General features: G+C 53.3%; 28 protein-coding genes. 16 read left to right on the forward strand and 12 right to left on the reverse strand.

The genetic code is table 11. From position 1 onward, the window contains the following. Nucleotide 1 precedes the first annotated feature (1 nt). The 3 genes from arsJ to N512_RS0105125 all read left to right on the forward strand — a co-directional run bounded on the left by arsJ (nucleotide 2) and on the right by N512_RS0105125 (nucleotide 3423). The gene (gene arsJ / locus N512_RS0105115) at nucleotides 2-1246 is read left to right on the forward strand and encodes an organoarsenical effux MFS transporter ArsJ (protein WP_037474254.1); all 1245 of its coding nucleotides are present in this window, start codon (nucleotides 2-4) and stop codon (nucleotides 1244-1246) included. A gap of 123 nt (nucleotides 1247-1369) precedes the next feature. Then, the gene (locus N512_RS0105120; protein ID WP_028779637.1) at nucleotides 1370-2824 is read left to right on the forward strand and encodes an MBL fold metallo-hydrolase RNA specificity domain-containing protein; all 1455 of its coding nucleotides are present in this window, start codon (nucleotides 1370-1372) and stop codon (nucleotides 2822-2824) included. A gap of 113 nt (nucleotides 2825-2937) precedes the next feature. Continuing rightward, nucleotides 2938-3423, forward strand: a complete 486-nt coding sequence (locus N512_RS0105125) for a hypothetical protein (protein ID WP_025009306.1) — start codon at nucleotides 2938-2940, stop codon at nucleotides 3421-3423. A gap of 81 nt (nucleotides 3424-3504) precedes the next feature. Here N512_RS0105125 and N512_RS0105130 read toward each other — a convergent pair whose 3' ends face one another. Continuing rightward, a complete protein-coding gene (locus N512_RS0105130; RefSeq protein ID WP_025009307.1) occupies nucleotides 3505-3744 on the reverse strand; it encodes a hypothetical protein in 240 nt (79 codons plus the stop codon). Between the two features lie 62 nt (nucleotides 3745-3806). Then, entirely contained in the window at nucleotides 3807-4208 is a 402-nt protein-coding gene (locus N512_RS0105135; RefSeq protein WP_025009308.1) for a hypothetical protein, read from the reverse strand. Nucleotides 4209-4445: 237 nt separating this feature from the next. Between N512_RS0105135 and N512_RS0105140 the strand changes: the two genes are divergently transcribed. Next, entirely contained in the window at nucleotides 4446-5018 is a 573-nt protein-coding gene (locus N512_RS0105140) for an SRPBCC family protein (RefSeq protein ID WP_028779639.1), read from the forward strand. Here N512_RS0105140 and N512_RS0105145 read toward each other — a convergent pair. Continuing rightward, nucleotides 5006-5947: a sodium-dependent bicarbonate transport family permease gene (locus tag N512_RS0105145; protein ID WP_028779640.1), complete on the reverse strand. Its 942-nt coding sequence runs from the start codon at nucleotides 5945-5947 to the stop codon at nucleotides 5006-5008. The genes N512_RS0105140 and N512_RS0105145 overlap by 13 nt on opposite strands. A gap of 92 nt (nucleotides 5948-6039) precedes the next feature. Here N512_RS0105145 and N512_RS0105150 point away from each other — a divergent pair, with 92 nt between their 5' ends. Beyond that, a complete protein-coding gene (locus N512_RS0105150) occupies nucleotides 6040-6999 on the forward strand; it encodes a LysR family transcriptional regulator (RefSeq protein WP_028779641.1) in 960 nt (319 codons plus the stop codon). Between the two features lie 200 nt (nucleotides 7000-7199). After that, the gene (locus N512_RS0105155; protein ID WP_028779642.1) at nucleotides 7200-8567 is read left to right on the forward strand and encodes an alanine/glycine:cation symporter family protein; all 1368 of its coding nucleotides are present in this window, start codon (nucleotides 7200-7202) and stop codon (nucleotides 8565-8567) included. A 56-nt stretch (nucleotides 8568-8623) separates the two neighbouring features. Here the strand turns inward: N512_RS0105155 and N512_RS0105160 are convergent, their stop codons facing one another. Beyond that, nucleotides 8624-9976 (reverse strand): flavohemoglobin expression-modulating QEGLA motif protein, encoded by a 1353-nt coding sequence (locus tag N512_RS0105160; protein ID WP_028779643.1) that lies wholly within the window; start codon nucleotides 9974-9976, stop codon nucleotides 8624-8626. Between the two features lie 221 nt (nucleotides 9977-10197). On the opposite strand from N512_RS0105160, the gene N512_RS0105165 reads away from it, so the two are divergent. Then, nucleotides 10198-11163, forward strand: a complete 966-nt coding sequence (locus N512_RS0105165; protein ID WP_028779644.1) for a PDC sensor domain-containing protein — start codon at nucleotides 10198-10200, stop codon at nucleotides 11161-11163. A 71-nt stretch (nucleotides 11164-11234) separates the two neighbouring features. Here the strand turns inward: N512_RS0105165 and N512_RS0105170 are convergent, their stop codons facing one another. Further along, nucleotides 11235-11417 carry a PA3496 family putative envelope integrity protein gene (locus N512_RS0105170; protein ID WP_025886854.1) on the reverse strand — a complete coding sequence of 61 codons (183 nt, stop codon included), beginning with the start codon at nucleotides 11415-11417 and terminating at the stop codon, nucleotides 11235-11237. A 301-nt stretch (nucleotides 11418-11718) separates the two neighbouring features. Here N512_RS0105170 and N512_RS0105175 point away from each other — a divergent pair, with 301 nt between their 5' ends. From N512_RS0105175 to rimK, 4 genes are all read left to right on the forward strand, one after another. After that, a complete protein-coding gene (locus N512_RS0105175) occupies nucleotides 11719-13854 on the forward strand; it encodes a CHASE domain-containing sensor histidine kinase (RefSeq protein WP_028779645.1) in 2136 nt (711 codons plus the stop codon). Continuing rightward, a complete protein-coding gene (locus N512_RS0105180; RefSeq protein ID WP_028779646.1) occupies nucleotides 13851-14282 on the forward strand; it encodes a response regulator in 432 nt (143 codons plus the stop codon). The genes N512_RS0105175 and N512_RS0105180 overlap by 4 nt, the downstream gene beginning before the upstream one ends. Before the next feature lie 12 nt (nucleotides 14283-14294). Continuing rightward, nucleotides 14295-16022 (forward strand): putative bifunctional diguanylate cyclase/phosphodiesterase, encoded by a 1728-nt coding sequence (locus N512_RS0105185; protein ID WP_028779647.1) that lies wholly within the window; start codon nucleotides 14295-14297, stop codon nucleotides 16020-16022. Nucleotides 16023-16103: 81 nt separating this feature from the next. After that, on the forward strand, nucleotides 16104-17009 hold the full coding sequence (rimK, locus tag N512_RS0105190; protein ID WP_025009316.1) for a 30S ribosomal protein S6--L-glutamate ligase: 906 nt from the start codon (nucleotides 16104-16106) through the stop codon (nucleotides 17007-17009). Nucleotides 17010-17032: 23 nt separating this feature from the next. Here the strand turns inward: rimK and N512_RS0105195 are convergent, their stop codons facing one another. From N512_RS0105195 to N512_RS0105205, 3 genes are all read right to left on the reverse strand, one after another. Next, a complete protein-coding gene (locus tag N512_RS0105195; protein WP_028779648.1) occupies nucleotides 17033-17725 on the reverse strand; it encodes a TorF family putative porin in 693 nt (230 codons plus the stop codon). Between the two features lie 266 nt (nucleotides 17726-17991). Beyond that, nucleotides 17992-18264 carry an HU family DNA-binding protein gene (locus tag N512_RS0105200; RefSeq protein ID WP_025009317.1) on the reverse strand — a complete coding sequence of 91 codons (273 nt, stop codon included), beginning with the start codon at nucleotides 18262-18264 and terminating at the stop codon, nucleotides 17992-17994. A 172-nt stretch (nucleotides 18265-18436) separates the two neighbouring features. Beyond that, a complete protein-coding gene (locus N512_RS0105205; protein WP_037436326.1) occupies nucleotides 18437-18832 on the reverse strand; it encodes a hypothetical protein in 396 nt (131 codons plus the stop codon). A 119-nt stretch (nucleotides 18833-18951) separates the two neighbouring features. Here N512_RS0105205 and N512_RS0105210 point away from each other — a divergent pair, with 119 nt between their 5' ends. Beyond that, nucleotides 18952-19461, forward strand: coding sequence for a DUF4240 domain-containing protein (locus N512_RS0105210; RefSeq protein WP_028779649.1), 510 nt, complete (start codon nucleotides 18952-18954; stop codon nucleotides 19459-19461). Between the two features lie 6 nt (nucleotides 19462-19467). Here N512_RS0105210 and N512_RS0105215 read toward each other — a convergent pair whose 3' ends face one another. Continuing rightward, nucleotides 19468-19773: a hypothetical protein gene (locus N512_RS0105215; RefSeq protein ID WP_028779650.1), complete on the reverse strand. Its 306-nt coding sequence runs from the start codon at nucleotides 19771-19773 to the stop codon at nucleotides 19468-19470. Nucleotides 19774-20055: 282 nt separating this feature from the next. Here N512_RS0105215 and N512_RS0105220 point away from each other — a divergent pair, with 282 nt between their 5' ends. Then, entirely contained in the window at nucleotides 20056-20580 is a 525-nt protein-coding gene (locus N512_RS0105220) for a DUF3016 domain-containing protein (RefSeq protein WP_025009321.1), read from the forward strand. Here N512_RS0105220 and N512_RS0105225 read toward each other — a convergent pair. Together N512_RS0105225 and N512_RS0105230 are read right to left on the reverse strand one after the other, a co-directional pair. Continuing rightward, a complete protein-coding gene (locus N512_RS0105225; protein ID WP_028779651.1) occupies nucleotides 20577-22310 on the reverse strand; it encodes a bifunctional diguanylate cyclase/phosphodiesterase in 1734 nt (577 codons plus the stop codon). The genes N512_RS0105220 and N512_RS0105225 overlap by 4 nt on opposite strands. 118 nt (nucleotides 22311-22428) lie before the next feature. Beyond that, the gene (locus tag N512_RS0105230) at nucleotides 22429-22740 is read right to left on the reverse strand and encodes a hypothetical protein (RefSeq protein WP_025009323.1); all 312 of its coding nucleotides are present in this window, start codon (nucleotides 22738-22740) and stop codon (nucleotides 22429-22431) included. 47 nt (nucleotides 22741-22787) lie between these two features. On the opposite strand from N512_RS0105230, the gene N512_RS0105235 reads away from it, so the two are divergent. Together N512_RS0105235 and N512_RS0105240 are read left to right on the forward strand one after the other, a co-directional pair. Then, nucleotides 22788-23675 carry a TraB/GumN family protein gene (locus N512_RS0105235; protein ID WP_028779652.1) on the forward strand — a complete coding sequence of 296 codons (888 nt, stop codon included), beginning with the start codon at nucleotides 22788-22790 and terminating at the stop codon, nucleotides 23673-23675. A gap of 45 nt (nucleotides 23676-23720) precedes the next feature. Continuing rightward, nucleotides 23721-24356 (forward strand): chemotaxis protein CheD, encoded by a 636-nt coding sequence (locus N512_RS0105240; protein ID WP_025009325.1) that lies wholly within the window; start codon nucleotides 23721-23723, stop codon nucleotides 24354-24356. Here the strand turns inward: N512_RS0105240 and N512_RS0105245 are convergent. Next, nucleotides 24317-25111 (reverse strand): methyltransferase domain-containing protein, encoded by a 795-nt coding sequence (locus N512_RS0105245; RefSeq protein ID WP_028779653.1) that lies wholly within the window; start codon nucleotides 25109-25111, stop codon nucleotides 24317-24319. The genes N512_RS0105240 and N512_RS0105245 overlap by 40 nt on opposite strands. Before the next feature lie 198 nt (nucleotides 25112-25309). On the opposite strand from N512_RS0105245, the gene N512_RS0105250 reads away from it, so the two are divergent. Continuing rightward, entirely contained in the window at nucleotides 25310-26143 is an 834-nt protein-coding gene (locus N512_RS0105250) for a MaoC/PaaZ C-terminal domain-containing protein (protein WP_025886859.1), read from the forward strand. Nucleotides 26144-26365: the final 222 nt, after the last annotated feature.

A 26365-nucleotide genomic window follows, 5' to 3' on the forward strand; every position in this document is an offset into this window, starting at 1 on the left:
CATGGCTGAAATGAGTCCGGCGCTGCGCCAATATCTGCTGATCACCGGCAACTACTGGGCCTTTACCCTGACAGATGGTGCGCTACGCATGCTGGTGGTGCTCTATTTCTATCAGTTGGGTTACGGTGCGCTGGCCATTGCCATGCTGTTTCTCTTCTATGAGTTTTTCGGTGTGGTCACCAATCTGTTGGGCGGCTGGCTCGGTGCCCGTTTGGGGCTCAACCGCACCATGAGTATCGGCCTTGGGCTGCAGATAGTGGCGCTGGCCATGCTGTTGGTGCCTCAGGCCTGGCTGACCATTCCCTGGGTAATGGCGGCCCAGGCGCTGTCGGGGATTGCCAAAGATCTCAACAAGATGAGTGCCAAGAGTGCCATCAAGACCCTGGTACCCAAGGATGCGGCCCAAGCGGGGCAGACCCTGTATCGCTATGTGGCGCTGCTGACCGGTTCCAAGAACGCCCTCAAGGGGATAGGTTTCTTCCTCGGCGGCGCCCTGCTTAGCCTGCTGGGGTTTGCCGGTGCCATTGCCGCCATGGCCGCTGTTTTGACCTTGGTGTGGCTGAGCTCGCTGCTGTTTCTCAAGGCGGAACTGGGCCAGGCCAAGAATAAGCCCAAGTTCAGTGAGCTTTTTTCCAAGAGCCGGGCAGTGAACATTCTCTCTGCGGCCAGGCTGTTTCTGTTTGCCGCCAGGGATATCTGGTTTGTGGTGGCCTTGCCCGTGTATCTGGCCAGCCAATTTGGCTGGGATCACTGGCAGGTGGGGGGCTTTCTGGCCGGCTGGATTATCGCCTACGGCTTGGTGCAGGCCCTGGCGCCCAGGCTGACCGCCAAGGCTGACGGCAAGACAGTCGGCAAGCATAAAGGCTCGGCCTTGCCGGGACGGGCGGCGGCGCTCTTCTGGTGCGGCCTGCTCGCTCTGGTGCCCGCACTTATCGCCCTTGGGCTTGGTAGCCAATACTCGCACGCCTGGCTAATCGGCGGCCTGTTGCTGTTCGGCGCCTTGTTTGCGGTGAACTCTTCGCTGCACAGTTTTCTGATTGTCAGTTATGCCCGTGAGGATGGGGTATCCCTGGATGTGGGGTTCTACTACATGGCCAACGCCGCCGGGCGCTTGCTGGGCACAGTGCTTTCCGGTGCGCTGTTTCAGTGGTGGGGGCTGGAGGCTTGTCTTTGGGTTTCCAGCGCCATGTTACTGCTGACATTGGTTATCTCCCGTGGTCTGCCGGAAGAGCATGAGGCGCAATGATCCACTGCAAAATTAGACTATAAGGGAGTGTCACTTTTTTCCATAAGGGCATAGGCTTAGGGAAGGTGCGGCAGAGTTTTTCCGCAGCTGTATTGGCCGAATTGTTTCAAAGAGGGAAGTGTCATGTCCATGAGTTTGCAGTTTTGGGGCGCCACCCAGGAAGTCACAGGCTCCTGCCATCTGTTGCGGGTCAACGGCGAAAGCTTGCTGTTGGATTGTGGTCTTATTCAGGGAGGGCGGCAGGATGAACTGCGTAACCATGAAGCCTTTCCCTTTGCTCCTGAATCCCTGACTGCCGTGGTGTTGAGCCACGCCCATATAGACCATTCGGGGCGCTTGCCCCTGCTGGTGAAGCAGGGTTTTAGCGGCCCCATCTACACTCATAAGGCTACCATGGAGCTGTGCGCCATCATGCTCAAGGATGCCGCCATGCTGCAGCAGCGTGATGCCGAGCGGCAGAACCGCAAACGTGCCAAGCAAGATCTCGAACCGATAGAGCCGCTATTCACCGAAGAAGATGTCGAACTGGCACTGACCCGTTTTATTCCACTGGACTATGGCACCAAGCTGGATCCCATTCCCGGTGTGACCCTGTGTTTGAGTGATGCCGGCCATATTCTGGGTTCGGCGCTACTGGAGCTGTGGATCAATGATGGCAACACCCAGAAAAAACTGGTGTTCAGTGGCGATCTCGGCCGTGCCGGTATGCCGATTCTGAGAGACCCGACGCTGATCCAGCAGGCCGATCTGGTGCTGATGGAAAGTACCTATGGCGATAGGTTGCACCGGAGTTGGGAGGCGACCCTGGAAGAACTCAAGGGGATCTTCGCTACAGCCATCAGTGAGAGCCGTGGTAATATCCTGATCCCTGCCTTCTCGGTTGGCCGGGCGCAGGAGCTTTTGTATCTGTTTCACCTCTATGCCGGGGAGTGGGATCTGTCACGCTGGAAAATCTGCCTCGACAGCCCCATGGCCATAGAGGCCACCAAGGTGTATATCAATAACTATCCCTTGATGGACGAGGACTTCAAGCGCTTCGTGCATCAACACCCGGGGCAGCACCCGCTGCTGTCTGGAATAGAGTTTATCCAAAGTACCGAAGAGTCGATGGAACTCAACGACGTACACCAGGGGCTTATCATTATTGCCGGCAGCGGCATGTGTAACGGCGGTCGTATCCGCTGTCATCTGGAACACAACCTGTGGCGGCCCGAGTGCGACATTATTATCTGTGGTTTTCAGGCACTGGGAACCCCGGGGCGGCTGTTGGTCGATGGCGCCAGTGAGCTCACCATCAACGGCAATTCGGTGAATGTCGCCGCCAGAATTCACACAGTCGGTGGATTGTCGGCCCATGCGGATCAGGCTGAATTACTGCGCTGGTATCGTGAGTTTGAAGGGGCGCCGCCACTCATTCTGGTTCACGGTGAGCCGGATGCCCAGCGGCAACTCCTGAGTGTGCTGGAACATGCCGATGGTGTGCAGTCCAAACCCAGACCCCAGGCCTCGGCCATAGCGACCGAAGGCGACAAGCTGGATCTCAGCCGTTTACCCGAACTGAGCTGGGTTGTGGGCTAAATTTTAGTGGGAAGTCATAAACTTAACTTTTCGGTTCATTCCCTATAGTAGGCCGAGCGCTATGACGTTGAATCAAAAGAGAATTAACCTTAAGTGGGACAAAGTAAAGCAATATGAGTAATACCCCGTACATTGATAATAAAAATCGTCTAGCTGATGTCATAGCCGCAATACAGGTTATGGGAACATATAAGTTTTACAAGTTGGAGTTTTCTGGTTGGGCTGATCGTATATCTGGCGATGAAAGTCAGGGAGAATATTGGAAAAGGATATTTGAGCAACATCCTGAATTTTTTCGTTTGGATCAAACTAGAACTAAGGCATCTCTTGTTTGGCGCAGGAATTATCAAAAATTATATGATATTGATAAAGAAGAAAAAATATCAAGAGAAGAGTTTCGGGGGCTATGTTCTGAAAAGAAAGCACGCATTTCAAGGAACCCTTTGAGTAACTCTGATATATCAACATTGGTAACCACTGCCATTAACCTTCACTCAAGCGAAATTGCCCATAAAAAGGAAACTCGTTGGTGGATAGCCGGAACCATGAGTCTACTAGGAGTTATTTTAGGGGTGCTCTTGAAGGCTATTATCGGTTAACTATTTTTATCTTTGCTATTAACAACAAATAAAGACGCCCCTTGATAAAGGAGCGTTTTTACTGTTGGCGCAAACTTGGCTTTAGCCCTGGTGCTGCCAGAGGATCTCCAGCTCATCGGCTTCGCCCATGGCCGTTTCCAACAGGTTGACGAGCTCGGCATCAGCACCGCTGGCCTTGAAGGTTTCTATTTGAGTGCGGTTCAGCCAGTAATCCTGGTCGGCATCATGCTCTTCTACCAGGTTGTCGATCAGATACTGCAGCTGCTGCTCAGAGATATGGCCGATAAAAGCGCCGGTTTCTTTATTGCTGAGTTTGATCATTCTCTCTCCTTGGGTTGATGTGGCCTCAGTGGCCGGAAATCACAGCTCGCACTATATCTTGTTCAGTAAGTGCGTTGAATCCCATGTTTTGTCATAAAGCTCTCCTCATAAACGACCCCGGCCAGGGTGGCGATAGCCAGGCCAAGTACCAGTGCCAGCAGTAGAGGCTTGCAAACCCCCATGGGCACCAGCCAGATCAGCAGCAGCGCCAATACGCAGATGCCACCGCTTATGGGGTTAAACAGCAGTTCCATGCTGATATCGAAGGCACCCAAGGATTCGGCGTCCTGATAGCGTCGGAAATGGAGCAGGAAATAGAGGGCGGCGCAAAGCAAACTGACACTGGAAAATGCCAACAGCCCGCTGAGGCTGAAAGTTTCTTTGAAGTATAAAGTGGCCTGGTAACCCGCCACAGTCAGTATTGCCAGCCAGATAACAAGCAATGGCGCCAGGATAAATCCCATTACAGTCCCTTGATTAGACGTCCATGTTTACAGGTGACTGTAACCTAAAAGCATTTGCACAACAAATCGCCTGAGGGGATTTGTGGCTTGGTTCGCTTCTCGGCCAGGGTTTGTTTGTGCAGGCGGTTTCAAGAAGGCTATTTCAATCTCTAACGACTTGGTTACTTTTTGGTCTGCTTGCAGGATATACTCAGGCAAGTAATTGTTGTCGGAAGAAAACTTGTTTGGAGAATCCTTATGCGTTTTATCAAGACACTGTTTATCCTGTTGGCACTGATAGTGGCTGTGCCGCTGATTGCCGCCCTGTTTGTCAAAAGCGACTACCAGGTGACCACCAATGTGGTGATAAACCGCCCGGTGGCTGAGGTCTATGACTATGTGAAGTATCTGAAAAATCAAGATAACTTCAGCATCTGGGCCAAGATGGATCCGGCGATGAAACGCAGCTATCGCGGCGTTGACGGCACTGTCGGTTTTGTCTCTGCCTGGAAGAGTGATAACCCGGAGGTGGGCCAAGGCGAGCAGGAGATAGTCGCCATGGAAACTAACAAGCGCATCGATTATGAGCTCAGGTTTCTGACTCCCTTCGAGGCCACTGAACCTGCCTACATGCTGTTTGAGCCTTATGAAGGCAATAGAACCAACCTCAGTTGGAGCTTTAAGGGGCACCTGGATTACCCGACGAATCTGATGTTTCTGTTTGTTGACTTTGAAACCATGATCGCCACGGATCTGCTGCGCGGGCTCAGCAATCTCAAGCTGCTACTCGAGTCTGAGCCCACGCCGCAGGAACAGATTCAGAGCCCGTAAATCCAGGCCACCCATTGACGGTAAAGATTAAGCCCTATCAACAGGTTAATCGGAAAGGTAACCCCCAGCGAGGCCAGCATGGCCACGCCGATATTGGCCGATGGGATGGCCGCGCGGATCGCCGCCGGTGCTGCAATATAAGAGGCGCTGGCACAGAGGCCGGCCAGTACCAGTGCCGAACCGGCGGGCAGCCCCAGGGCGTGACCTGTAATGATCCCCACCCAGGCGAGTACGAAAGGCGTGACGGCAGCGAATGCCAACAGGCGCCAGTGACTCAAGGGCAGCGGAGCACAAACCCTGGCGGTACACAATCCCATCTCCAGCAGGAACAGCGCCAGCAAGGTCTTGAATCCCTGCATCAGCACAGGGCTCAAAGAGGCCAAGCCCTCGGAGCCGTAGCCCCATCCGATAAGCACGCCGCCCCCCAGCAATATCACCCCACGGCTGGTAAGCGCTTCCAGCAGGATATTACCGCTGCGTCCAGGCTTATCCCGGTTCAGGCGTCGATAGAGCCACAACATGACTATGATGGATGGCAGCTCCAGCAGTACCAGATAGAGAGTGGTTTCGGGCTTGAGTGGCCAGCCCAGCTGCTCTGTCATGGCGTAGACAACGGCAAAAGTCCCGGCACTGACCGAACCGTAGTGGGCGGCAATACTGATGGCATCGCTCTGTGGCAGGCGAACCACTTTTTTCAATATGGGATACAGCGCCAGCGGGATAGCCAGTCCCAGACCTATCACTAACCCCAGCTCGGCAAAGGACAGCTGATCTGTGTGGCCGTGCAGCGCCATGCCGCCCTTGAGGCCCAGGGTCAGCATTAACAGTATGGAAAGGGTTTCGTAGGTGGATTCGGGGACTCTGAGATCCGATTTGAGCAGACCGGCCAACAGGCCTAGACCGAAAAAGGCAATAACAACATCAGGCATGGGGTTCTCCTTGTTAGACGGCTGGAGATTGTGCTCGCCCGGCGCTATATTGGAAAATAAATTATTCACTACATATATATAGATAATTATCTATGGATCTTCGCCATCTCAGCCTGCGCTTGTTGCAGGTGTATATTGAAGTGGTCCGGCGGCAGAATATTTCCGCCGCTGCCAGACACCTGTATCTGACTCAGCCGACCGTGTCGCTGCAATTGAAAAAGCTGGCCGAGCTGGTGGGTGAGCCCATACTGGAAACCGGCCCGGGGGGACTGCGGCCGACTCAGGTTGGGCAGGAGCTGTACCGGGCCGCCGTCGACGTGATGACCCGTTTGGAAGACTTCAACGGCATGCTGGCCAAGGTGCGGGAAGGGGAGAGCGGCCACATCAATATCGGCCTGGTGACCACGGCCAAGTACGTGGTGCCGCGGATCCTCGGCGCCTTCTATCGTCGTTTCCCCGGTGTCCGAGTCACACTGAACATAGGTAACCGTGCCCATGTGCTGAATCGCTTTGAGCATCTGGAAGACGATCTCTACCTCTTCAGCCATCCTCCCAGAGGCGAAACTGTGCAATCGGCACGGATCATCCGTAACCCACTGCAGCTGATAGCCCCCAGAGATCACTGGGCTGCCGGGCAGAGTGAACTCAAGTTTGAGCAGCTCAGTCGCGAGCGGTTTCTCATCCGTGAGCCGGGGTCGGCTACTCGGTTAATGTTTGAATCCTGGCTCAGCGGTCAGGGGATGGAACTGGGCGACTGTATGCAGATAGAGAGCAATGAGGCCATTCGCCTGGGGGTCGCCTCGGGGCTGGGGTTATCTGTTATCTCGGCTCATACCCTGGAGGAAGGGCGTGAGCGCCCGGCTATTCTGGATGTGAAAGGCTTCCCGCTGGAAAGCAATTGGTATCTGGTGAGCCGTAAGGACAGGCGTATGCCCTATGCGGCGCGGCAATTGGTGCACTTTATGGCAGAGCATCTGCAGCAGTGCATAGAGGCCGAATGGGTGGCCGGTGACATAGCCCAGCTGCCGGCCAACCTGGGATTGGTCGACTGAGTCTTATCCTAATTAATCCAGCTCGCGTTCGTGCCCTTTCTCTTAAGGGGCGTGGACGTTGAGTGCTTTCGCTTCCCGGCGGGAGGTTTAACAGTAGGTTTCCAATTGTTAATCTTTCGTTGTAATCTGGGTGTTCCTTATGCAGTTTTTGCCATTACAGGTGGAAACTGCAGCGATAACAATAACTACACGAGGTTGGAATGGAAACAATAATGGAGTGGGTTAGCCAGCTCAACAGCCTGGTTTGGGGTGTGCCCATGCTGGTGATGATCCTGGGGGTAGGACTGTTTCTGTCCATAGGTTTGCGCTTTATGCAGCTTCTCAAGCTGGGGAGAGGCTTCCGTTTACTCTGGTCCGGGCGGATCCCGGATAAAGACACCAATATGAAAGGGGAGATCAGCCCCTTCAATGCGCTGATGACGTCACTGTCGGCCACCATAGGTACAGGGAATATCGCCGGGGTGGCGACGGCAATCTTTCTTGGCGGCCCGGGGGCACTGTTCTGGATGTGGTGCACCGCGCTGGTGGGAATGGCCACCAAGTTTTCTGAAGCCGTGCTGGCGGTCAAGTATCGCGAGGTCGATGATAGTGGCAACCACATAGGCGGCCCCATGTACTACATCAAGAATGGTCTCGGCCAGAAATGGGCCTGGTTGGGAACGCTATTCGCCTTATTTGGTGGTTTTGCCGGTTTTGGTATCGGCAACACAGTGCAGGCCAACTCGGTGGCCGATGCCTTGGACAGCAACTTTGGTGTTCCAGCCTGGGCAACCGGCTTGGCGATGATGATCTTGGTGGGGGCAGTCCTGATGGGTGGCATCAAGCGGATTGCCGACGTTGCCGGTAAGTTGGTACCCCTGATGACTGTGTTTTATATCACCTCAGGCTTGGCTGTGATTGTGGTCTATTTCGATCAGATCCCGGCGGCGCTGGAGCTGGTATTCGAGAGCGCCTTCAACCCAGTGGCGGCCCAGGGCGGTTTCGCCGGTGCGGCAGTGTGGGCCGCCATACGTTTCGGGGTGGCCCGAGGGGTGTTTTCCAATGAAGCAGGTCTTGGCAGTGCGCCGATTGCTCATGCAGCAGCCCAGACCAATAACCCTGTGGCTCAAGGACTGGTGGCCATGTTGGGTACCTTTATCGATACCATAGTGGTCTGCTCCATCACAGGTTTGGCGATTATCGTTTCCGGTGCCTGGACCTCGGGGGAAACCGGCGCGGCCTTAACCTCCTACGCCTTCAGCCACGCTCTGCCCATAGGGCAGTACATAGTGGCCGTGGCACTGGCTATCTTCGCCTTTACCACCATTCTCGGCTGGAGCTTTTACAGTGAAAAATGCGTGCAGTATCTATTTGGTACCAAGGCTATAGTGCCGTTTCGCCTGGTCTGGACTCTGATGGTGCCCGTGGGAGCCATGGCGTCTTTGGACTTTATCTGGCTGGTGGCCGATACCCTGAATGCCATGATGGCGATCCCCAACCTGATAGCCCTGTTACTGCTCAGCCCAGTGGTCTTTGCTTTGACTCGGGAATATTTTATCAAGCAGCGCCAGGCCGAGTTGCAAAAATAGCGAGCCAATTGCTTTAGAACCCAAAACAGGGCAACTCGAGTTGCCCTGTTTCTTTATCAGTCGGCGTTGCTGTCAAACTCAGTGTCTTCCAGCAACTCGAACATAGGTTCGGCATTGGGTAACTGTTTGAACAGGCGGCTGAAGTGCCTCTGCACCCCCTTGAGGTCTATCCCGGCCATCCCAGAGGCGAAACCAAACCAGGCGTAGAGGCCACTGAAGTTGTCAAACATGGGCGGCAGATACTTGGGGGCGGCAATAAGCCCCTCCCTGTGGGCTTGATAAAGCACCGGGATATCCTCAATGGCCAGCTTGCCGACAAACAGCATAGGGATAATCTCCGGGATCCCGGCTGTGATGGCTGAGCGGATAAAGTTAATGTTTTCCACATAGCCACGTACATAGGAGATATCCTTGGTGAAGTAGCTGCCACCCTGCACCATACCGCCGCGAAACACTCGCTGAGTTACCCGGTAACTGTCTCGTTTGCTGAGATTCTGGCCGCAGAAATAGTTGAATACTTCAATAAAGTCGGCACCTTGCTCGGCCATATCGACCGCGGTGATCCTGTCGCTGATACGCCTGGCCCGCCCTGGGTTGGAGCTCAGGGTAATGGTTTCCATCAATACGGCCAGCCCTTCCTGGGCTGCTGCTACCCTGGGAGAACCGACGCTGAGCCAGGTGGCCCAGGGTTGAGCCCGGCCATTGAGGGTGGTGCCCACATGCACCCAGCCCTCATGCACCTCGTAGACATCAAGATCCGATTGGCTGAACAGCGCCTTGCTGTTGAGCTTGACCGTGTCGCCGCCCACGGCGGCATCCGAGACTATGCCATCACTGAGACGCACCCGAATATCGTCGCTGTGAAAGTAATCTTTCAGACGGCGGCCGAGTATATCCACCGCTTCAGGCGCGGCGATTTCTTTGGGGTGATGGCGATTGCTGCGCAGCGCTGCCGGCAGCGAGAAGATGTAACTCAAACGGTCGCCGAGCTGTCTGAGATTGTGTCTGTCGCCGTGGAGTTTATGGTTGGCACTGCCGTAGAGGCGACGGCTGAATTCGCCGAAGTCGGCCTTGCCGCGGTGTTGCAGCATGTCGATAACCTGAAGATATTGCTCGATATTGGCTATCAATATCTTGCCCAGCTTGTCGTATCTTCCCAGGCGTTTGCGGGTCTGCAGACGCAGTTCGGTCAACTCTTGGCGGGTCTTATCCGGGTCAAAAGGCAGCGGCAGACGCTGGTAAAACTCGGCGTCTATGGCGGGTAATTGCTTGCCGTTACTCTCGAGAAAACGGGCTTCCATCTCTCTCGGCCACTTGATGGCATCGAGGATTTTTATCGGCGTCTGCAACCGGATCAGCTCGTCCGAGAGGCGCCGCAGATCCTCTTTATAGGCACTTGTGTCTGGCATCAATAGTCTCCTCGGAAGACACAGGTTATTGGCGGCTATCATCTTGGATAACGCGCTGTCTGGCAACAGAATTTATCTTTGCCAGATCTTGGTGCAACCGCTTGGTTATTGAGCATAGTCGCCCCACATGATTTAAGCTAATTAATTGATATTCATCATGTTGCATTGTTGGCATTCAATCTGCTTACCTGAGATAGATGGCCGGAATTTCAGGAGCAGTTATGGCAAACATGAGTTACTTGAGTGTGATTGAACGTTTTCATGAGTATCAGCCGCTCATCGATGAACTATTGCAATCGATTCTGACCGGAATGGCCGACTCTCAGCTCTTTGACGACACAGGGCGGGCCATCAGGGTGTTTTCTGAAGTGGCAGCCTGCTACCCCTTCGTGGAATTGATGTATTTACTCGACGAAAATGGTCACCAAGTGAGCCCGAATCTGGCGCTTATCAAGCAAAAGATCAAACTGCTGGCTGTGGGTGAACACCCGGATCGCAGCCAGCGCCCCTATTTTCTCAATGCCAGCGACAAGAGCGGGGTACAAATAACTTCACCTTATCTTTCCAATGCTTCCGGGCAATTGTGTCTGTCGGCGTCCCTGGGAGTGAGTCGTTTGGATGCCAGTCGCGGCTTTGTGGTAGTGGATATCAACCTGACCCGGCTGATTGAGTTTATGATGGGCGACAGTCACAGGCGCAAGGTGACGCCGCTGTTCAAGGCGGTTTATCTCACTCTGGTAACAGGGTTATTCATCATAGTCGGAGTACTGGTGCTGATTTCGGCCAGGGATATCTGGCACTTGTTGGCGCAGGGGCCGCAGCTGGCTCATGACTCACTCAAGCCGTTCGGCATCATCATCTATATCACCCTGGCGTTGGCGATATTCGATCTCGGCAAGACCATACTGGAAGAGGAGGTGTTGATGCATAAAGACATCTTCCGCCACAGCTCCACCCGGCGCACCATTACCCGATTTGTTTCCACCATACTGATCGCCATCTCTATTGAGGCCTTGCTGACCATGTTCAAGGCATCACTCGGGCAGGTGGAATATATTCAGGGAGCGATTTTGATGATGCTGGCAGTGGTTGGTTTATTGGTGGCTTTGGGACTATACGTCTGGTTGGGAGCCAAAGCCGAGGCCCTGCTTATTCAAACCCAGTCTTTGCGGGGGCAGCAAGGATAAGGAGGATGTTGCTGACATCCTCCCACATCTGCAAGCCGACGCAGAGCACATGGGACTTGTTCACACCTTCCCTAAAACATATCGTCATCATCGAGCCCCATGGCTCGTCTGAGTTCCAGGCGCTCCAGGTAATCTTCCAAGCGGCGTTTTACCTGACGTTTGTGCTGCAGTGCCTTCTCGGCCTGACGGTTTTTGGGGGTGGTCATCGCTTCAATTTCAGCATCGTTGGGCACGAGTTCAACAATATGGGCCATAACGAATTCCTCACGGTTTATCCAAGGATTTTCTAGCCAAAAAAGCATTGGCTGAAAAGCAAAAATTTTTGTCTAACAAAGCAAATGATTCTGTCCGTCCCTCTACTCAATATTAGCCTTGGTTAAACTGAAATCTAGCACTGAGTCGCAACAGGAAGTGAGATCGAGACAACATTTTGACGATCTTTTCCAAGGACCTAAAACTTGGGGATTTTTTGCTGTTTTTGACTTGTTTTTTTCATGATCCTGACCAGAATTAACCTCATAGCATTCGCTTTATTGGCTAAGGACTAGGCTGTTTATGATCCAGGACGATCGTCTCACCGCATCATCCTCCCCTGCAAAAAGCTTCGGTTTTTCCACTCCGGCCTCGGTTTGGCTGATCATGTTGGTGGCGCTTCTGTTCACCTGCCTGGGTTGGTATCTGTTCAATCAATATGCGGAGCAGCGCGGACGTGAGCGCTTTGAGTATCAGACCATGCTGGTCAAAGATGCCATAAGAGATCGTCTGTTGACCTATGAGCAGGTGCTGCGGGGCGGCGTGGGCCTGTTTATGGCATCCGATGGAGTGACTCGTGAGGAGTGGCATGAGTATGTGACCAACGCCAAGATGGAAAGCTTTTATCCCGGGATCCAGGGGATAGGCTACAGCGTTATTTTGCCCCCGGAGCAACTGGCGGCCCATGAGGCGGCCATCAGGGCTGAAGGCTTTGATGAGTATCGGGTGTACCCGTCCGGCGAGCGCGACACTTATCAGGCCATCATCTATCTGGAACCTTTCGATTGGCGTAACCGGCGGGCATTTGGCTATGACATGTATTCCGAGCCGACTCGCCGTGAAGCGATAGACAGAGCCATCAACACAGGGGAGGCGGCGATCTCCGGCAAAATCACCCTGGTACAGGAAACCCAACAGGATATTCAGGCCGGTTTTTTGATGTATTTGGCGCTTTATGATGAATCTGCCGCCGGCCCCAAGGCCGCCAAGGGCGTGGTCTATGCCGCCTTTCGGATGAACAACCTGATGCAAGGCATTTTGGCGGATAAGTTTCCCTCCCTGATTCTGCAGGTATTTGATGGTGATACCGCCTCTGACACTTCGTTGCTGTACAGTACTGAGGAGGAAGGCCAGGTTACCAAAACCTACAACCATGTGTTGCCGCTCAAAGTCGGTGGTCATCAATGGTTGCTGAAAATCGGCGCCGACAAGAGTTTTGTCTCCGAAACCGAGAAGCTGCAAAGCAAGCTGATGCTTGGCATAGGCGTGCTGTTTATCATGGTGTTGTTCTATTTCTTGCTCAATAACGCCAGAGCCAGGTATCAGGAAGGCTTGCTAGCCAATGAGATACTTGCCAATGAGAAACGCTTCCGTCTGGTTATTGAGGCCTCGCCGTCGGCGCTGATCATGGTAGATGGCCATGGACTCATCACTCTGGTGAATGCCCATACAGAGCAACTGTTCGGTTACGCCCGGGACGAACTACTGGGCCGCAGTGTGAACATACTGCTGCCGGAAAGCCTGCATAAGTCGCACAATCGGCACATGGGCGGTTATCTGCAGCAGCCGATTGCCAAGAATATGTCCCAGCGCGATGATCTGTTCGGCCGCGCCAAAGACGGTTCTTTGGTGGCGGTCGAAGTGGGGTTGACCCCAATCCATTTCACCAATGGCCAGTCGATTCTGGCCACTATCAACGATGTGTCGGATCGCAAACGGATTGAAGCCGAAAAAGCTCGCCACACAGAGGAGCTGGAGAAGATTAACCGTGAGCTGGACAGTTTTGCCTACATAGCCTCTCACGATCTCAAGTCACCGCTGCGTGGCATAGAGCAGTTATCCGAGTGGTTGGCAGAAGATCTCAGCGACAACAGCAGTGAACAGGTGCAAAAGTATCTGCGACTGATCAAGAGCCGGGTACAGCGAATGGTACTCTTGCTGGACGGCCTGCTGACTTTCTCGCGCATAGGCAGGGTGGATACCGAGTTGACGGAAGTGGACAGCAAGCAGTTGGTGCAGGATACCTTCAGCCTGGTGGCGCCGCCAACCGGGTTCAAGCTGACTATTCTGTCTGATATGCCGTTGCTGACCACGGCCAGAGTACCGTTGGAGTTGGTTTTCCGAAACCTGTTCAGCAACGCCATCAAACACCACGACAAGGGTGAGGGGGTACTCAGCGTCAGCAGCGAGCGCCAGGGCGACTATTATTGTTTTTGTGTCACGGATGACGGCCCTGGGATAGCCGCCAAGTTTCATCATAAAATTTTCGCAATATTTCAAACGCTTAAGCCAAGAGATGAAGTTGAAGGCAGTGGCCTTGGCCTCTCTTTGGTGAAAAAGTCGGTGGAAAACATGGGCGGCAAGATCTGGGTGAAATCGGAAGGGCGTGGTTGCAGCTTTTACTTCACCTGGCCGGCCCACTTCAAGGAGGAGTCATGAGTCAAACAGCCAGATACAAGGAAGTGACTATTCTGTTGGTGGACGACGACGATGTCGACTACATGGCGGTGCAGCGGGCGATGCAGCAGCTCAGGCTGCTCAACCCCTTGGCCAGAGCCAGAGATGGCCTGGAGGCTTTGGAGATGTTGGGCGACGGTCGCGTGCGCTGCCCTTATCTGATTTTGCTGGACCTCAATATGCCGCGGATGAATGGCCTGGAATTTCTCAGCCATATCCGCAATGACCCTGTGCTGTCTCTCTCCGTGGTCTTTGTGTTGACCACCTCAAGCGCCGATGAAGACAAGGTTGAGGCTTATAAGCATCATGTGGCCGGCTATATGGTCAAACATGAAATAAGCGATGGTTTTTATAATATTTTCAATATGCTGGAAAGCTATTGGCGTATTGTTGAGTTGCCGGAAGCCTGAGGGATGGAAAGCATGAATCTGCTGTTGATCGATGATGATGAGATAGACAGAGCTGCTATCATCCGCGCCCTGGATCAATCGTCACTGGCGTTCAAGGTGATGGAAGCCAACTGTGCCCAGAGTGGCTTGGAGTTCGCCTGCCAGCAGCGTTTCGACGGCATATTGCTCGACTATATGTTGCCCGATGCCAATGGCCTGGAAGTATTGAGCCGCCTCAATGAATCGGCCGGAGAGCAAACCGCAGTAGTGATGATCTCCCGTTATGAAGACGACAAGCTGGCGCAGCGTTGCATCGAGTTGGGGGCGCAGGATTTTTTGCTCAAGGATGAAGTGAATACCAGCCGCTTGACCCGTGCTATCCGCAATGCCAAGCAAAGGGCTTCCATGGCGTTGGCATTGCGCCAAAGCCACGAGAAACTCAAAGAGCTGGCCGAACATGATTCCCTGACCAAGCTGGTCAATCGTTACGGTTTTGAGCTCTGTCTGAACCGTACCTTGAGTCAGGTCAAGCGTCATCAGGACATGCTGGCGGTGATCCTCTTGGATCTGGATGATTTCAAGGGTATCAACGACACCTTAGGGCACCAGGTGGGGGATATCTTACTGGTGGAAGTGGCCAACCGTCTCAGTGCGGCGCTCAGGGAAGGGGATCTCATTGCCCGTCTCGGCGGCGATGAATTTGTAGTGCTGGTGACCGAGTCGGAGAATCGTTACTTCCCGATGGCTGTGGCCAACAGGCTGCAAAGGGCCTTTGAAGAGCCTTTCCCTCTGGGGGAACATGATGTGCTTATCGGCGCCAGTATTGGCATTGCAGTGTACAGCGATTCTGTCTGTGACAGCTCTGAGCTGCTCAAGTGTGCCGACATTGCCATGTATCGCGCCAAGAAGGTGGGCCGCAACCAGATCCAGTTCTATTCCGAAGAGTTGGCCAGAGAAGTCAGGTTTCGCAACCGCATCGAGATGGGCCTGAGAACCGCGCTGGAGCGGGATGAATTCAGGGTCTTTTATCAGGGGAAATTCGATGCAATTTCCGGTGAGCTGTTGGGCATGGAGGCCTTGCTGCGCTGGCAACATCCGGAAGATGGCCTGCTGGCGCCGGACAGTTTCCTGCCGATAGCCGAAGAGATAGGCCTGGTAGATGAGATAGGCGAGTGGGTGTTGGCACAGGCCTGCGCGCAAACCGTCAAGTGGTTGGCCATGCTGGCTCCGGTAGGCAAGCAGTTATCTGTGGCGGTTAACCTGTCACCGTCGCAGATCATTCGTGAAACCCTGTATCAGACCATAGTCAGGGTATTGCAGCAAACCGGGCTACCGGCTTCGCTGCTGGAGTTGGAGCTCACCGAAAATGCCTTGATAGAGGAACCGCTGGAACTGGCCAAGGTACTGGAGCGGATAGCTGCACTGGGAGTTGTTTTCTCTCTGGATGATTTTGGCACCGGCTTTTCATCCCTCGAACACATCAAGTACTTTCCCATCAATGTGCTGAAAATCGACAAGAGTTTTGTGGCTTCGGTCGAACAGGATGAACGCGGCAAGCGTCTGTTGTCGGCCTTGATCAACTTTGCCAACGGCTTTAACGTGGTGTCAGTTGCCGAGGGCATAGAAACCGAGGCGCAGGCGCAGTTTTGCCGTGAGCGGGGCTGTAACCTGCTGCAGGGGTATCTCTATTGTCGGCCGATTCAGCCCCAGGATTTTGAAACCCAGCATATTTTACCTTTGCTGGCCGAGGGGGATGTTTGATTTTACTTGCCTATTGGCAAGGGATAGTCAAAGATGCCACTTCTTTTGCTGGGCCATAACTCTTTGGCGGATCACTCAAACATGAAAATCGGTATTCTCTCTCAATTTCCCGAGCTCTATTCTACCCGCAGGCTGGTGGAAGCCTGTGAGGGACGTGGTCATCAGGCCAGGGTGATCAATCCACTCAACTGTTATATGAACATCAACTCGGTGCAGCCCAGTATCCATCTTGAAGGTGAGGAACTCAGCGGTTTTGATGCCATTATCCCGAGGATCCATGCCAGTGTGACTTTCTATGGCTGCGCCCTGGTGCGCCAGTTCGAGATGATGGGGGTGTACGCCGCCAATGACTCTATCTCCATAGCCCGCTCAAGGGATAAGCTGCGGGCACTGCAGCTACTCTCCCGTAAAGGGGTGGGTATGCCGGTCACAGGTTTTGCCAGCAAGCCGGATGATATTCCTGATCTCATCGCCATGGTGGGTGGTGCGCCGCTGGTGATAAAGCTTTTGGAAGGCACCCAGGGGATAGGCGTGGTGCTGGCCGAAACCAAAAAGGCCGCCGAGAGCGTTATTGAAGCCTTTCTGGGGCTTAAGGCTAATATTCTGGTGCAGGAATATATCAAAGAAGCCAACGGCAGTGATATCCGCTGCTTTGTGGTGGGCGACAAGGTGGTTGCAGCCATGAAACGTCAGGGCCCTGAGGGGGATTTTCGATCCAATCTGCATTTGGGCGGCAGCGCCGAGAAAATCAAGATTACCCCTCAGGAGCGCAAGACCGCCATTGATGCGGTCAAGGCGATGGGGCTGGCCGTTGCCGGGGTGGATATTCTTCGCTCCGAGCGTGGCGCCTTGGTGCTTGAAGTCAATTCAGCTCCGGGTATTGAAGGTATAGAGTTGACCACAGGTATCAAGGTGGCCGAGCCGATAGTGGAGCATATCGAAAAAATGGTTGCCGCCCGAAAACGCAATCGTCCTGTCATCGCCTGATTGCGCCTCGGGCTTTCCCATCCTTAGAATTCGAACTCATAGACATAGCTGAGCACTATCTTGGCATCGTCGTCCGGCAGATCCGTATCGGCCACCATAAAGGAGACTGAGCCTATGCCGGTTTCCTTGCTGATGGCCAAGTGGTAGTCGGCGTAGTCGGAAACCCCGAACCAACTCTGCACCACATCACCGTCTGAATAACCATAGTGTGCCGTCAGCGTCACGGTTTCCGTGATGGGATAGCTGAACCCGGCGTGGATATAGCTCAAATCCTTGTTATCCAGTGGCGCAGCGGCCACGTCATCACCGGCGTTAACCACCTTGGCATAACCCAACTCAAACCACTTCCAGCTGAGAGTCAGCGCCAGCTCACCAAAGTCGATATCGCCTTCGGCATCCGGGTAGCCATAGTAGAGATAGCTGATGTCATAGCCAAAGTCTTCGCCTATGCTGCCGGAGTAACCACCGTAAAAATCGAGCTCGTAACTGGTATCGTCACCAAAGTCGACATTGGAGGCCCAGGTTCCCAGGTAAAAACCCGAGTCGTGGCTATAGTCTATACCGCCTTGAACGGCGACAGAGTCATCCGTCTGGGTGGTGCCGCGCCACAGATAGTTGGAGGCGGCACCTATATTCCCCGATACAGCGGCCTGGGCTTCGCCGGCCACCAACAACAGACCTGCAATAACTGACAGTGAAAACTTGGTGTGTTTCATTCTCATCCCCTTGATGGTTTGGGTTCTGGAGCCGGGCAAGCTTGACCGGTGCAGATACTCGTTATTGTCTGTGCGGAATGAGCGAATCCTGTGCCAAGTTTAAATAGGCATTAAATACATGTGGTTAGCTTTTGAGTGTGAGATAGGTTAAGGAAATGTTGCATTTCGCTGGGGCGGGCTGCACTTTTTTTGTGCAATGGAGTGTTGGGAACCTCAGGCAATAAAAAACGCCTCAAGATGAGGCGCTTTCATCCGTGAAAAGCGGCTTAGTTGACACTGTCACGCAGTGCCTTGCCGGCCTTGAACTTGGGAATAGTGGCGGCAGGGATTTGGATCTCTTTACCGGTTTGCGGGTTACGACCAGTGCGGGCTGCACGGGTTGAAGTTTCGAAAGAGCCAAAGCCTACGATGGAGATTTTAGTTCCTTCTTTCATGGCATCGGTCACTGCTACTTCGAACGACTTGAGTGCGCGGGCAGCTTCTGCCTTGGACAGGTTGGCGTGTTCTGCCATTTTAGCGATCAGTTCAGTTTTGTTCATCTGGAGCGTCTCTTCTTTCCGTCGATAAGTTATTATTGCCCATCTAACATGCCATAAGGTTTTTGGCTTGAAAAGGCCTTTCAGCGGGCTTCTTGGGCTTTATCCGCTATTTTTTAACCAAAAAGACACAAAATTGTGAGCCGGTCGCCGATTTCCTTAAATTCAGTGCGATCTAGTCAGACTTTTCCTGCTGCAAAAAGCGCTTGGTCCTGCCGGAAAAAGCCACCCAATACTGGAATAACAGCAAGGCCAGCAACACAGCAGCCAGCGGCAGCAAGGGGATATTTCGCCCAGCCAGCTCCAGTTTGACATCCTGCGGCGTAATCTGCAGTGCAACCAAAGCCGTAGTGGCAAATGCCATGAGTCCCAGAGTCTGAATAAAGAGATAGATACGCAATGCCCACAATGACCAGGATGTGCGCATTACTATGCCTACCAATACAGGGATGACTCCTAAGGTAAACAGATCCACAGCGCCGGTGCTGATGGTGCGCCACAGTGCTACCACAGCCAGTACCAGGTAGAGGATACAAAGCAGTACCAATGGTATTGGTCTTGAAATGGACATAAATGACTCCTGTGAGAAATTGGCCTAAGTCTATGGAAAGCCCTGGGGGGAGTCCAGCCGGATTTTAATCGCTTTTTGCGGTAAAATAACCGCCGACATTTTTGGCAGGATAACACTCAATGACAGAAGAGCAGTTTTGGGAGCTGGTCAGCCGCGACTATCCCGAACAGGACCAACAGCAACTCCAGGCGCGTTTGACCGAAAAACTGCAAGGTCTTAGCGATGATGAGCTGGCAGAGTTTGATAAACACTTTGCCCGGCAGCTCAGGCTGAGTTACAGCTGGGATCTCTGGGGAGCTGCTTACATCATCGCCGGAGTCGATTCAGATTATGGCTTTGCCGAGTTTCGCAACTTCCTGGTGACTCTGGGTAAGGAGCGTTATCAGGCGGCCTGCAATGCAGCGGATTCGCTGGGGGAACTGGAAGTTTGGCCGCAGCTGAATGGCTATGCTTATCCTTTTGTTGAGGAGATAGATCTGCTGGCCGGCCAGCTATACGAGACCCGTACCGGGAAAGAGTTGCCTTTTGTGCCTTCGGGGCTGAGTCAGCCCAAGGGTAAGCGTTTCAACGATCAACCCAAGGCACTGCGCAAGCTTTACCCCAAGCTCAACGCCCGTTTCCCTTTCTAAGCAGGCTTAGTCGTTGCGCATCTGTTCACACTGAAAGCCCTGACGGCGGGAGTCGAAGCGGCAGTAGCTGCCACACTCCCAAGGAACCCCCTCTGCGGCCTGGGACTTCTCGATGGCAAACGCCTTACAGCTGGCATAGTCGCCAAAATCGTCCTCTTTGATATAACGCCCCGAATCGAAGCCATGGGTATAAATGAAGGCGCTCCAGGTTTCTGGACCCTTGGGTTTGGCATCCTGATTGATGGCGACGAGAACAATTCCCAGGGCGGTAAATAGTCCCAAGGTAATCAGCAAAGACGGCGAAAATTTCACTGGCGCTCCTGTTGTGACTGGTTTTTTTAGCTCTGCTATTAGATTACTTCCTTGGGCCTGACTCAAGCAGCCTTGTGTTAAAGCTTGTTGGGGTTGCTACAAATTGATACTCAGGTTAACGCATTTTTGTGGGTGTCTATGAAAAATAACAAAATAAAATAATCACTTATAACAGGATGATGTTCGCATATTAGTTTTGCGTTAAGCCCGGATTCAGGTTAAATTTTATACTCTGAGTTCGAACCAAATGCATACTGACATTCGCTCCCAAAGGAGGCTGATATGAAAATCAGATATCTGTTACTTGCAGCAGCCCTGACCTCTGGCTCGGCGCTGGCGGCCGACAAGGTCGATGAAAACCCGGTTACCGAGTCGGGTAAGGTAAAAATTGAGTGGCAGTCACCCAAGGATTTTCGGGACATCAAGTCTGCCAGCGAGCTGCAATCCCGTTACGAAAAACGTCTGTTCGAGACCTTGACCAAAGCCTTGGATAAAGACGTTTCCTCATCTCTAAAAGACAACCAAAAGCTGGAACTGACAGTCACAGACGTGGATTTGGCCGGCGATGTGCGGCCTACCTTTGGCGCTACCGCCAACGATATACGTGTAGTCAAGAACGTTTATCCGCCCAAGATAAGCTTCAGTTATCGCTTGTTGGAAGGCGATCAGGTGGTCGTTGCCGGCGATGAAAAGCTGACTGATATGCAGTTTCTCGACCATGTAGACAGAATTAACAGCGACAGCTTCCGTTATGAAGAAAGAATGCTGAAAGACTGGTTCCAGAAAACACTCAAGCCTAAACTCTAAGCCGTCCTCGGCATCTCCAGCAAGCACAGCCCTTGGGTGCTGTGCTTGGCCTGTTTTTTTGCCAGTGCACACAAGCGGGACAACTCATGCTCGCTGGCGTCCAGACTCAATGGCGGTGGCAGTATTCCGACGCTGAGGCGCAGTAGCGGTTGAAGGCATTCCTGCCCTTGTCTGTCCTGTGCAAACAAGTGCTGTCGTTGCCAGTGCTCGTCACTGAAAAACTGCCTCTTGCCCTGTTCAAACTCTGCCAATATTTGCTGACAAACCCCGAGCAGTTGCGGCTCTGTGCCTATCATTACGAAATCATCTCCACCCACGTGGCCGATAAATTGCGCCTTGCCGTATTGTCTGAGCAGGCCGGCGACAGCCCTTATCACTTCATCACCGCGACTGAAGCCATAGATGTCGTTATAGGGTTTGAAATGGCATAGATCAAAATAGGCCAGATAGAAACGCTGTCGCAGTTTGCGCAACCGTTGCAGCTCTTCCTGAATGGGCACATTCCCGGGCAATTCAGTCAATGGGTTGGCGTGGCGCGCCGTCTGTATTCTGTGTTCAGTGATGCGTTGCAGCAGCTCGCGGGTATGGCCCAGACCGATGAAGTCGCCCTGACGCAGAATAATGAATTCCTGCGCTATTTCGGTACCAGGCTTGGCGGTGAGTTTTTGACTCACCCGCGACAGCGGCGTGGCCGCATCGACCATAAGCACATCTTTGTCCATGAGCTCTGTGACCGCCTGGTGCTCATGAAGGGCGCGGCCATAGGGTCGGGAAAACAGCTCCATCAGTCGATGGCGATAGACCAGCCCCAAGGGATGCTTCTGCTTCAGCACCACTATGCACTGAAGCTCCGGCTGGGAGAGAAAGCGTTCGCTCAACTGCTTGAGTTCGGTATCAGAGCAGCAAGTTTGTGCCTGATGGCACAGGCTCTCTGCCGCCTCGTTGTATCTCGGTTGTTCCTGCTGACGAATGGCGAGATAGCGGGTCTGCAATTGCCTATCAGGTTGCGCCTCGGGTCTGCCAAGCAAAAAGCCCTGACAATAGGTGATCCCGAGCTGACGCAGTATCGTCAGCTCGGCTTCTGTCTCTATGCCCTCGGCGATGACTTTACAGGTCAGGCTTTGGCACAGTTCTATGATGGAGCGGACAAACTCTTGTTTAACCGGAAACTTATCTATCTGATGGATAAAGTGGCGATCAATTTTGACATAGTCGGGCGAGAGTTCTGACCAGAGTCGCAGGCCTGAGTAGCCGGCGCCAAGGTCGTCGAGTGCGGTCAGAAACCCTTGATTGCGGTAGTGATCCAGACAGGATTTGAGCTGATCTATGTCATCGGCCGGGTATTGTTCCGACAGCTCTATGACCACATTGGATGGTGCTATGCCGAACTGTTGCAAGAGTTTGAGTGTTTGCCCCTTGGGATGACTTGGATCCAGCAGTGCCTTGGGGGAGATATTGATAAACAGTTTGCCCGGCAGTTGTCTTTGCTGGAATTGCGCTATGGAGACCCGGCGGCACAAGGTCTCCAGCTCGGAGAGGCGCCCCAGTCGTTCGGCGGTACTGAACAGATGAAATGGAGAATGAACGCTGCTGCCGATAGGGCCGCGGCTTAGGGCTTCAAAGCCATGAATACTGTTGCTGTCTATGTTGATAATCGGCTGAAACAGTGCGGTGATATCCTCTTTATCCAACACACTTCTAAGCTCAGCAATCCTGTCTATGGCCATCAAACTGCAATACCTCACCAGGCCCCAAATCGGATAGAGTCTAGGTGTTGCAAGTGACACTAAGATGACAAAGCCGGGCTTGACCCGGCTTATCGGAGTGATTTTGCAGTTTGAACTCTTGCTATTTACTCTGCTGTTTAAATTTTTGTAGGGTCTGCAGCAAGACCGCCAGTTTCGGCAGCAGCGCCTCCAACTGTTCCGGGGTGGGCGCCGTTTCGGCTTCAAGATCCGCTACCGCCTGTGCCAGCTCCTGTACATAAGGGAGGAAGCGATTACTGCATGTGGTAAAGCCTTGCTCTTGGGTGAATACGGCAGAAAACTTTCCATGGCCGGCCTGTTGCAGCTGATCCAGACGGTTATCGGCATCGACAGCCTGACGGTAAGCGGTCTGCAGATTGGCTTTCAGTTGCTCAATGACCTTGGTGTATGGCATAACAGCCTCTAACTGGTGAACTTTGGCTGAAATTATAAGGAACAGGGATGCGCGCAACAAGTCGACTGCTGTGGATCTTCTTCGGATGTGGCTTGCTTTTAAGCGGTATGGCTCAAGCAAGAGATGGCGACAAGCCGCCTTTCCATCAGTTGGAGTTTGCCGGCAAGACGGCTTTTCTCATGGGCTCAGTGCATGTCGGCAAGACCGACTTCTATCCACTGCCAAACCAGATAGAGCAGGCCTATCACCACGCCGGCGCTCTGGTGCTGGAAGCCGATGTCCGCGATCCTGCGGCGCAGCAGTTGCTGCAGAAGTATGGCTTGAAGGCCGCAACACCTGATGAGGAAACCCAGACGCTGCTGCAGGGATACTGTGGCGGCAAGCCTTTGTGCCGGCAATTGGCTATGATGTCCCCCTGGTTGCAGTCGGTCCAAATCAGTATGCAGCGCTTCGTTGAACTGGGTTATCAACCCAGCCTGGGTGTGGAACAGTATCTGTTGGATGGGGTCGGTGACAGGCCCGTGCTGGAGCTGGAAAGTACAGAAATGCAGTTGGCACTGCTGGACTCGCTGGCGCTGGAGTATCAGTGGAGTATGGTTAGGGAGAGCATTCGCGGTGAAGATAGGGAGATCCAGGCGCTGATCACGGCCTGGCGCAGCGGTAATGAAAAAGCGTTGGCAGAGTTGATGTTGCATCAGCTGTCCACCGAAGGTGAAGACGTATTGCTGGAAAAACTGCTATGGCAGCGTAACCAAGGCATGGCCGAGCGCCTGTTGAGTCTGATGGGTTCCAATCAGGCGCCACTATTTGTGGCCGTCGGTGCCGGGCATCTGGCCGGCAAAAAGAGCCTACTCGAGTATCTGCATAAAGCCGGAGTCAGCAGCCGTAACTGCTGGCGGCAAAGCTGTGATATACCACCTGCCGAGGCAAACTGAGGCGCTGAGGTCTATACTTGCTGTGCTTGGACACAGGGAGTTGAGATGCAAGGCATTAGCGAGGCGTACAAGGGGTTTGAAGGAACAGTTCGTCAGTGGGATGAACGTTTTGGCAAGGTGGTTGCCAGGGTCGATCCCGGCGATTTTTATATTACAGGTGCCGATGAGTACATTTTTACCCGCTTGGGGTCTTGTGTGGCGGCTTGTATCTGGGACCCCGTACTCGGCATAGGTGGCCTGAATCACTTTCTGTTACCCGAGCGCAAACTTCACGAAGATTGGCACCAACTGACCAGCTACAGCTGCCGCTACGGCAACTGGGCCATGGAGCAGTTGATAAATGCCATACTCTGTGTTGGTGGTCAGCGACACAGATTACAGGCCAAAGTATTCGGCGGCGCCAGAATGGGCCAAAGCAGTGTGCTGAATGTCGGCCAGTCCAATATAGATTTTGTACTGCGTTATCTCGAACTCGAGCAGATCCCTGTGCAGGCGGAGGATTTGGGCGGCCCTTGGCCGCGTAAAGTTATGTTTCACCCCAACAGCGGCAAGGTCTTGCTCAAGCACATGGATCCCGAACGCCTGGCGCAACTGGTGCCGGAAGAGAACCGTTATCTGGATCAGATAGTGGATGGCAAAGATCAACCCTCGATCGAGTTGTTCGGCCCGGATGCCTTATGAGCAATGAAATGCACGTAGCGGCCCAGAGACAGATAGGGCTGCTGGCGTGAGTATTTCAGCTCCATCTCCAGCAGTTGCTGGAAGTCGAAATTATCCGGCAAGCTCTTTTTAAGATAGTCATGGATGACTCTTACCCCGGATTCACACCTCAACTCCAGTTGCCACTCGCTAAACCAAGCTTGTACATCGGCTATTTGCAGCGGATGTTTCGGGCTGAGGCGGACTTTTTTGCGGGTCTGCAGATCGGCAGCCACATAGTCGAGATTGCCCGACACCAGGGCGTGAAAGCGCATCGCTTCCTTATTGAAAAACATCAGTGAAAACAGGCCGTCATCTTTCAAGAGTGACAGCAAGCCCGCCAGCGTACCCTTGGCATCATGCAACCATTCGGCAACCGCATGACAGAGGATAAGGTCGAACTGGCCCAGTTCCGTTACGTTCAGTTCCTGAATGGCGCAGTGCAGCAGTTGAATATCCAAGGGCTCGGACGAGGCGGCAATCTGCTCTTTGGCTTGTTCCAGCATGGCCGAGGAGATGTCGCAAAGTACGACTTCATGCCCCATGGCTGCCAGTTTTTGACTGAAAAAGCCGAAACCGCCGCCGGCATCCAATATTCTGAGTTTACGGCCGGCAAAGTAGGGGAGGTGCTCTTGCAGATCGCGCCAGAGTACCGCGGCTCTGATCTGCCCTTTGGGGGTTCCATAGATATTGTTGGCGAACTTTTGCGCCAGCTTGTCAAAGTTCTGATCTTGCACTTTGGAGGGTTCTGAATGACTTGAAGGCATATAGTGTCTCACAAGCCGCAGCCCTTGGCATCAGGCCCAAGCGCTTATGGTGGACAGATCGCAAAATCACAGATAGCTCCGAAAACGGCAGGGATGAGGTATAATGCTCGGCTTGGAATACTCAAGGTGGGCTTTTTGGTTATGGAATTCAGTGTCGAACTGCGAACAATGCCTTCGTTGTTTTCGCTGTATCGCAAGATTTTTTTCGGGCGGAAGCCTGGCTGGGACAACCAGCCTTTACCTCGTATCAGCGTTAATACTCCCGGCGTGGTTTTGGAGTCCGGCAAGGTGGCCGACTACGCTCAGGTGTGTGGCTTCGAGTTTGATGGCAAAACTCTGCCGCCTACCTATCTGTATGTGATGGCCTTCAGGTTGCATGCGGTGATCTTTACCCATGACGCCATCACTTTTCCTCTGCTGGGAATGATCCACCTGCGTAACCGTATCAGTCAGTTTCGCAGTGTTACCCTTGATGAGCGTTTCGATATCGACTGTCGCCTCACCGACAGCCGAGAGACAGATTCCGGGCTGGAGTTTGACCTTATTTCCAGGGTGACTGTGGCCGGAGAGCTGGTGTGGGAATCCTTGTCTACTTACCTGTATCGCATAGATAAGCCGGGGCGCAGGGCAAGACCACCCAAGGCCGGGGATATTCAGTGGGAAAACCCCAGTGTCTGGGAGTTGGGTGACGACTTGGGGCGGCGTTATGCCAGAGCCTCGGGTGACTATAACCTGATCCATCTGCATCCCTTGCTTTCCAAGCGTTTTGGTTTCGACCGGGTGCTGGCCCATGGCATGTGGTCCAAGGCCCGCTGCGTGGCTCAGTTGATGCCTGAGCTGGGCAATAGGCCCTGTGTCATTGACGTGGCGTTCAAGTTGCCGCTGTTTATGCCGGCCAGTGTTTGCTTCTGCGCCGAGGCCATGGAGCAGGGCTATAAGTTTGAACTCAGAGATCAGAAAGGGCGCAGGCCGCATCTTTGTGGTGAGATCTCCCTGCTCTGAGGTGTCGGGGCCTAGGTTTCCCGCCTTGGCCCCTGTTTGGCTCCATTATTCCTGCGTTCGCTATTTTCCCTCCGTTCGGAAACTGTTTTTCGGCCAATTCCGGCCAGAGATTTCTTGACCCAGATTAAGGTATTGCTGAATAAAGAGGGCTCCAACTTTAGCTTGAAGCCGGAATGGCCTAGTATGCGGGTCCTTTGATCTATTTGCTTTGGCCCTTGTGGG

The sequence above is a fragment of the Shewanella sp. 38A_GOM-205m genome, assembly GCF_000518445.1.
Taxonomy (GTDB): domain Bacteria; phylum Pseudomonadota; class Gammaproteobacteria; order Enterobacterales; family Shewanellaceae; genus Shewanella; species Shewanella algae.

Bases quoted from the DNA above. Each gene is read 5' to 3' on its own strand.
- N512_RS0105200 (WP_025009317.1), bottom strand. From the start codon at position 18,264: ATGAACAAAACTGAACTGATCGCTAAAATGGCAGAACACGCCAACCTG.
- N512_RS0105145 (WP_028779640.1), bottom strand. From the start codon at position 5,947: ATGCCTGATGTTGTTATTGCCTTTTTCGGTCTAGGCCTGTTGGCCGGT.
- N512_RS0105125 (WP_025009306.1), top strand. From the start codon at position 2,938: ATGAGTAATACCCCGTACATTGATAATAAAAATCGTCTAGCTGATGTC.
- N512_RS0105180 (WP_028779646.1), top strand. From the start codon at position 13,851: ATGAGTCAAACAGCCAGATACAAGGAAGTGACTATTCTGTTGGTGGAC.
- N512_RS0105235 (WP_028779652.1), top strand. From the start codon at position 22,788: ATGCGCGCAACAAGTCGACTGCTGTGGATCTTCTTCGGATGTGGCTTG.
- N512_RS0105175 (WP_028779645.1), top strand. From the start codon at position 11,719: ATGATCCAGGACGATCGTCTCACCGCATCATCCTCCCCTGCAAAAAGC.
- N512_RS0105205 (WP_037436326.1), bottom strand. From the start codon at position 18,832: ATGTCCATTTCAAGACCAATACCATTGGTACTGCTTTGTATCCTCTAC.
- N512_RS0105170 (WP_025886854.1), bottom strand. From the start codon at position 11,417: ATGGCCCATATTGTTGAACTCGTGCCCAACGATGCTGAAATTGAAGCG.
- N512_RS0105250 (WP_025886859.1), top strand. From the start codon at position 25,310: ATGCCTTCGTTGTTTTCGCTGTATCGCAAGATTTTTTTCGGGCGGAAG.
- N512_RS0105130 (WP_025009307.1), bottom strand. From the start codon at position 3,744: ATGATCAAACTCAGCAATAAAGAAACCGGCGCTTTTATCGGCCATATC.
- N512_RS0105165 (WP_028779644.1), top strand. From the start codon at position 10,198: ATGGCAAACATGAGTTACTTGAGTGTGATTGAACGTTTTCATGAGTAT.
- N512_RS0105230 (WP_025009323.1), bottom strand. From the start codon at position 22,740: ATGCCATACACCAAGGTCATTGAGCAACTGAAAGCCAATCTGCAGACC.
- rimK (WP_025009316.1), top strand. From the start codon at position 16,104: ATGAAAATCGGTATTCTCTCTCAATTTCCCGAGCTCTATTCTACCCGC.
- N512_RS0105120 (WP_028779637.1), top strand. From the start codon at position 1,370: ATGTCCATGAGTTTGCAGTTTTGGGGCGCCACCCAGGAAGTCACAGGC.
- N512_RS0105210 (WP_028779649.1), top strand. From the start codon at position 18,952: ATGACAGAAGAGCAGTTTTGGGAGCTGGTCAGCCGCGACTATCCCGAA.
- N512_RS0105185 (WP_028779647.1), top strand. From the start codon at position 14,295: ATGAATCTGCTGTTGATCGATGATGATGAGATAGACAGAGCTGCTATC.
- N512_RS0105155 (WP_028779642.1), top strand. From the start codon at position 7,200: ATGGAAACAATAATGGAGTGGGTTAGCCAGCTCAACAGCCTGGTTTGG.
- N512_RS0105135 (WP_025009308.1), bottom strand. From the start codon at position 4,208: ATGGGATTTATCCTGGCGCCATTGCTTGTTATCTGGCTGGCAATACTG.
- N512_RS0105140 (WP_028779639.1), top strand. From the start codon at position 4,446: ATGCGTTTTATCAAGACACTGTTTATCCTGTTGGCACTGATAGTGGCT.
- N512_RS0105150 (WP_028779641.1), top strand. From the start codon at position 6,040: ATGGATCTTCGCCATCTCAGCCTGCGCTTGTTGCAGGTGTATATTGAA.
- N512_RS0105195 (WP_028779648.1), bottom strand. From the start codon at position 17,725: ATGAAACACACCAAGTTTTCACTGTCAGTTATTGCAGGTCTGTTGTTG.
- N512_RS0105160 (WP_028779643.1), bottom strand. From the start codon at position 9,976: ATGCCAGACACAAGTGCCTATAAAGAGGATCTGCGGCGCCTCTCGGAC.
- N512_RS0105240 (WP_025009325.1), top strand. From the start codon at position 23,721: ATGCAAGGCATTAGCGAGGCGTACAAGGGGTTTGAAGGAACAGTTCGT.
- arsJ (WP_037474254.1), top strand. From the start codon at position 2: ATGGCTGAAATGAGTCCGGCGCTGCGCCAATATCTGCTGATCACCGGC.
- N512_RS0105220 (WP_025009321.1), top strand. From the start codon at position 20,056: ATGAAAATCAGATATCTGTTACTTGCAGCAGCCCTGACCTCTGGCTCG.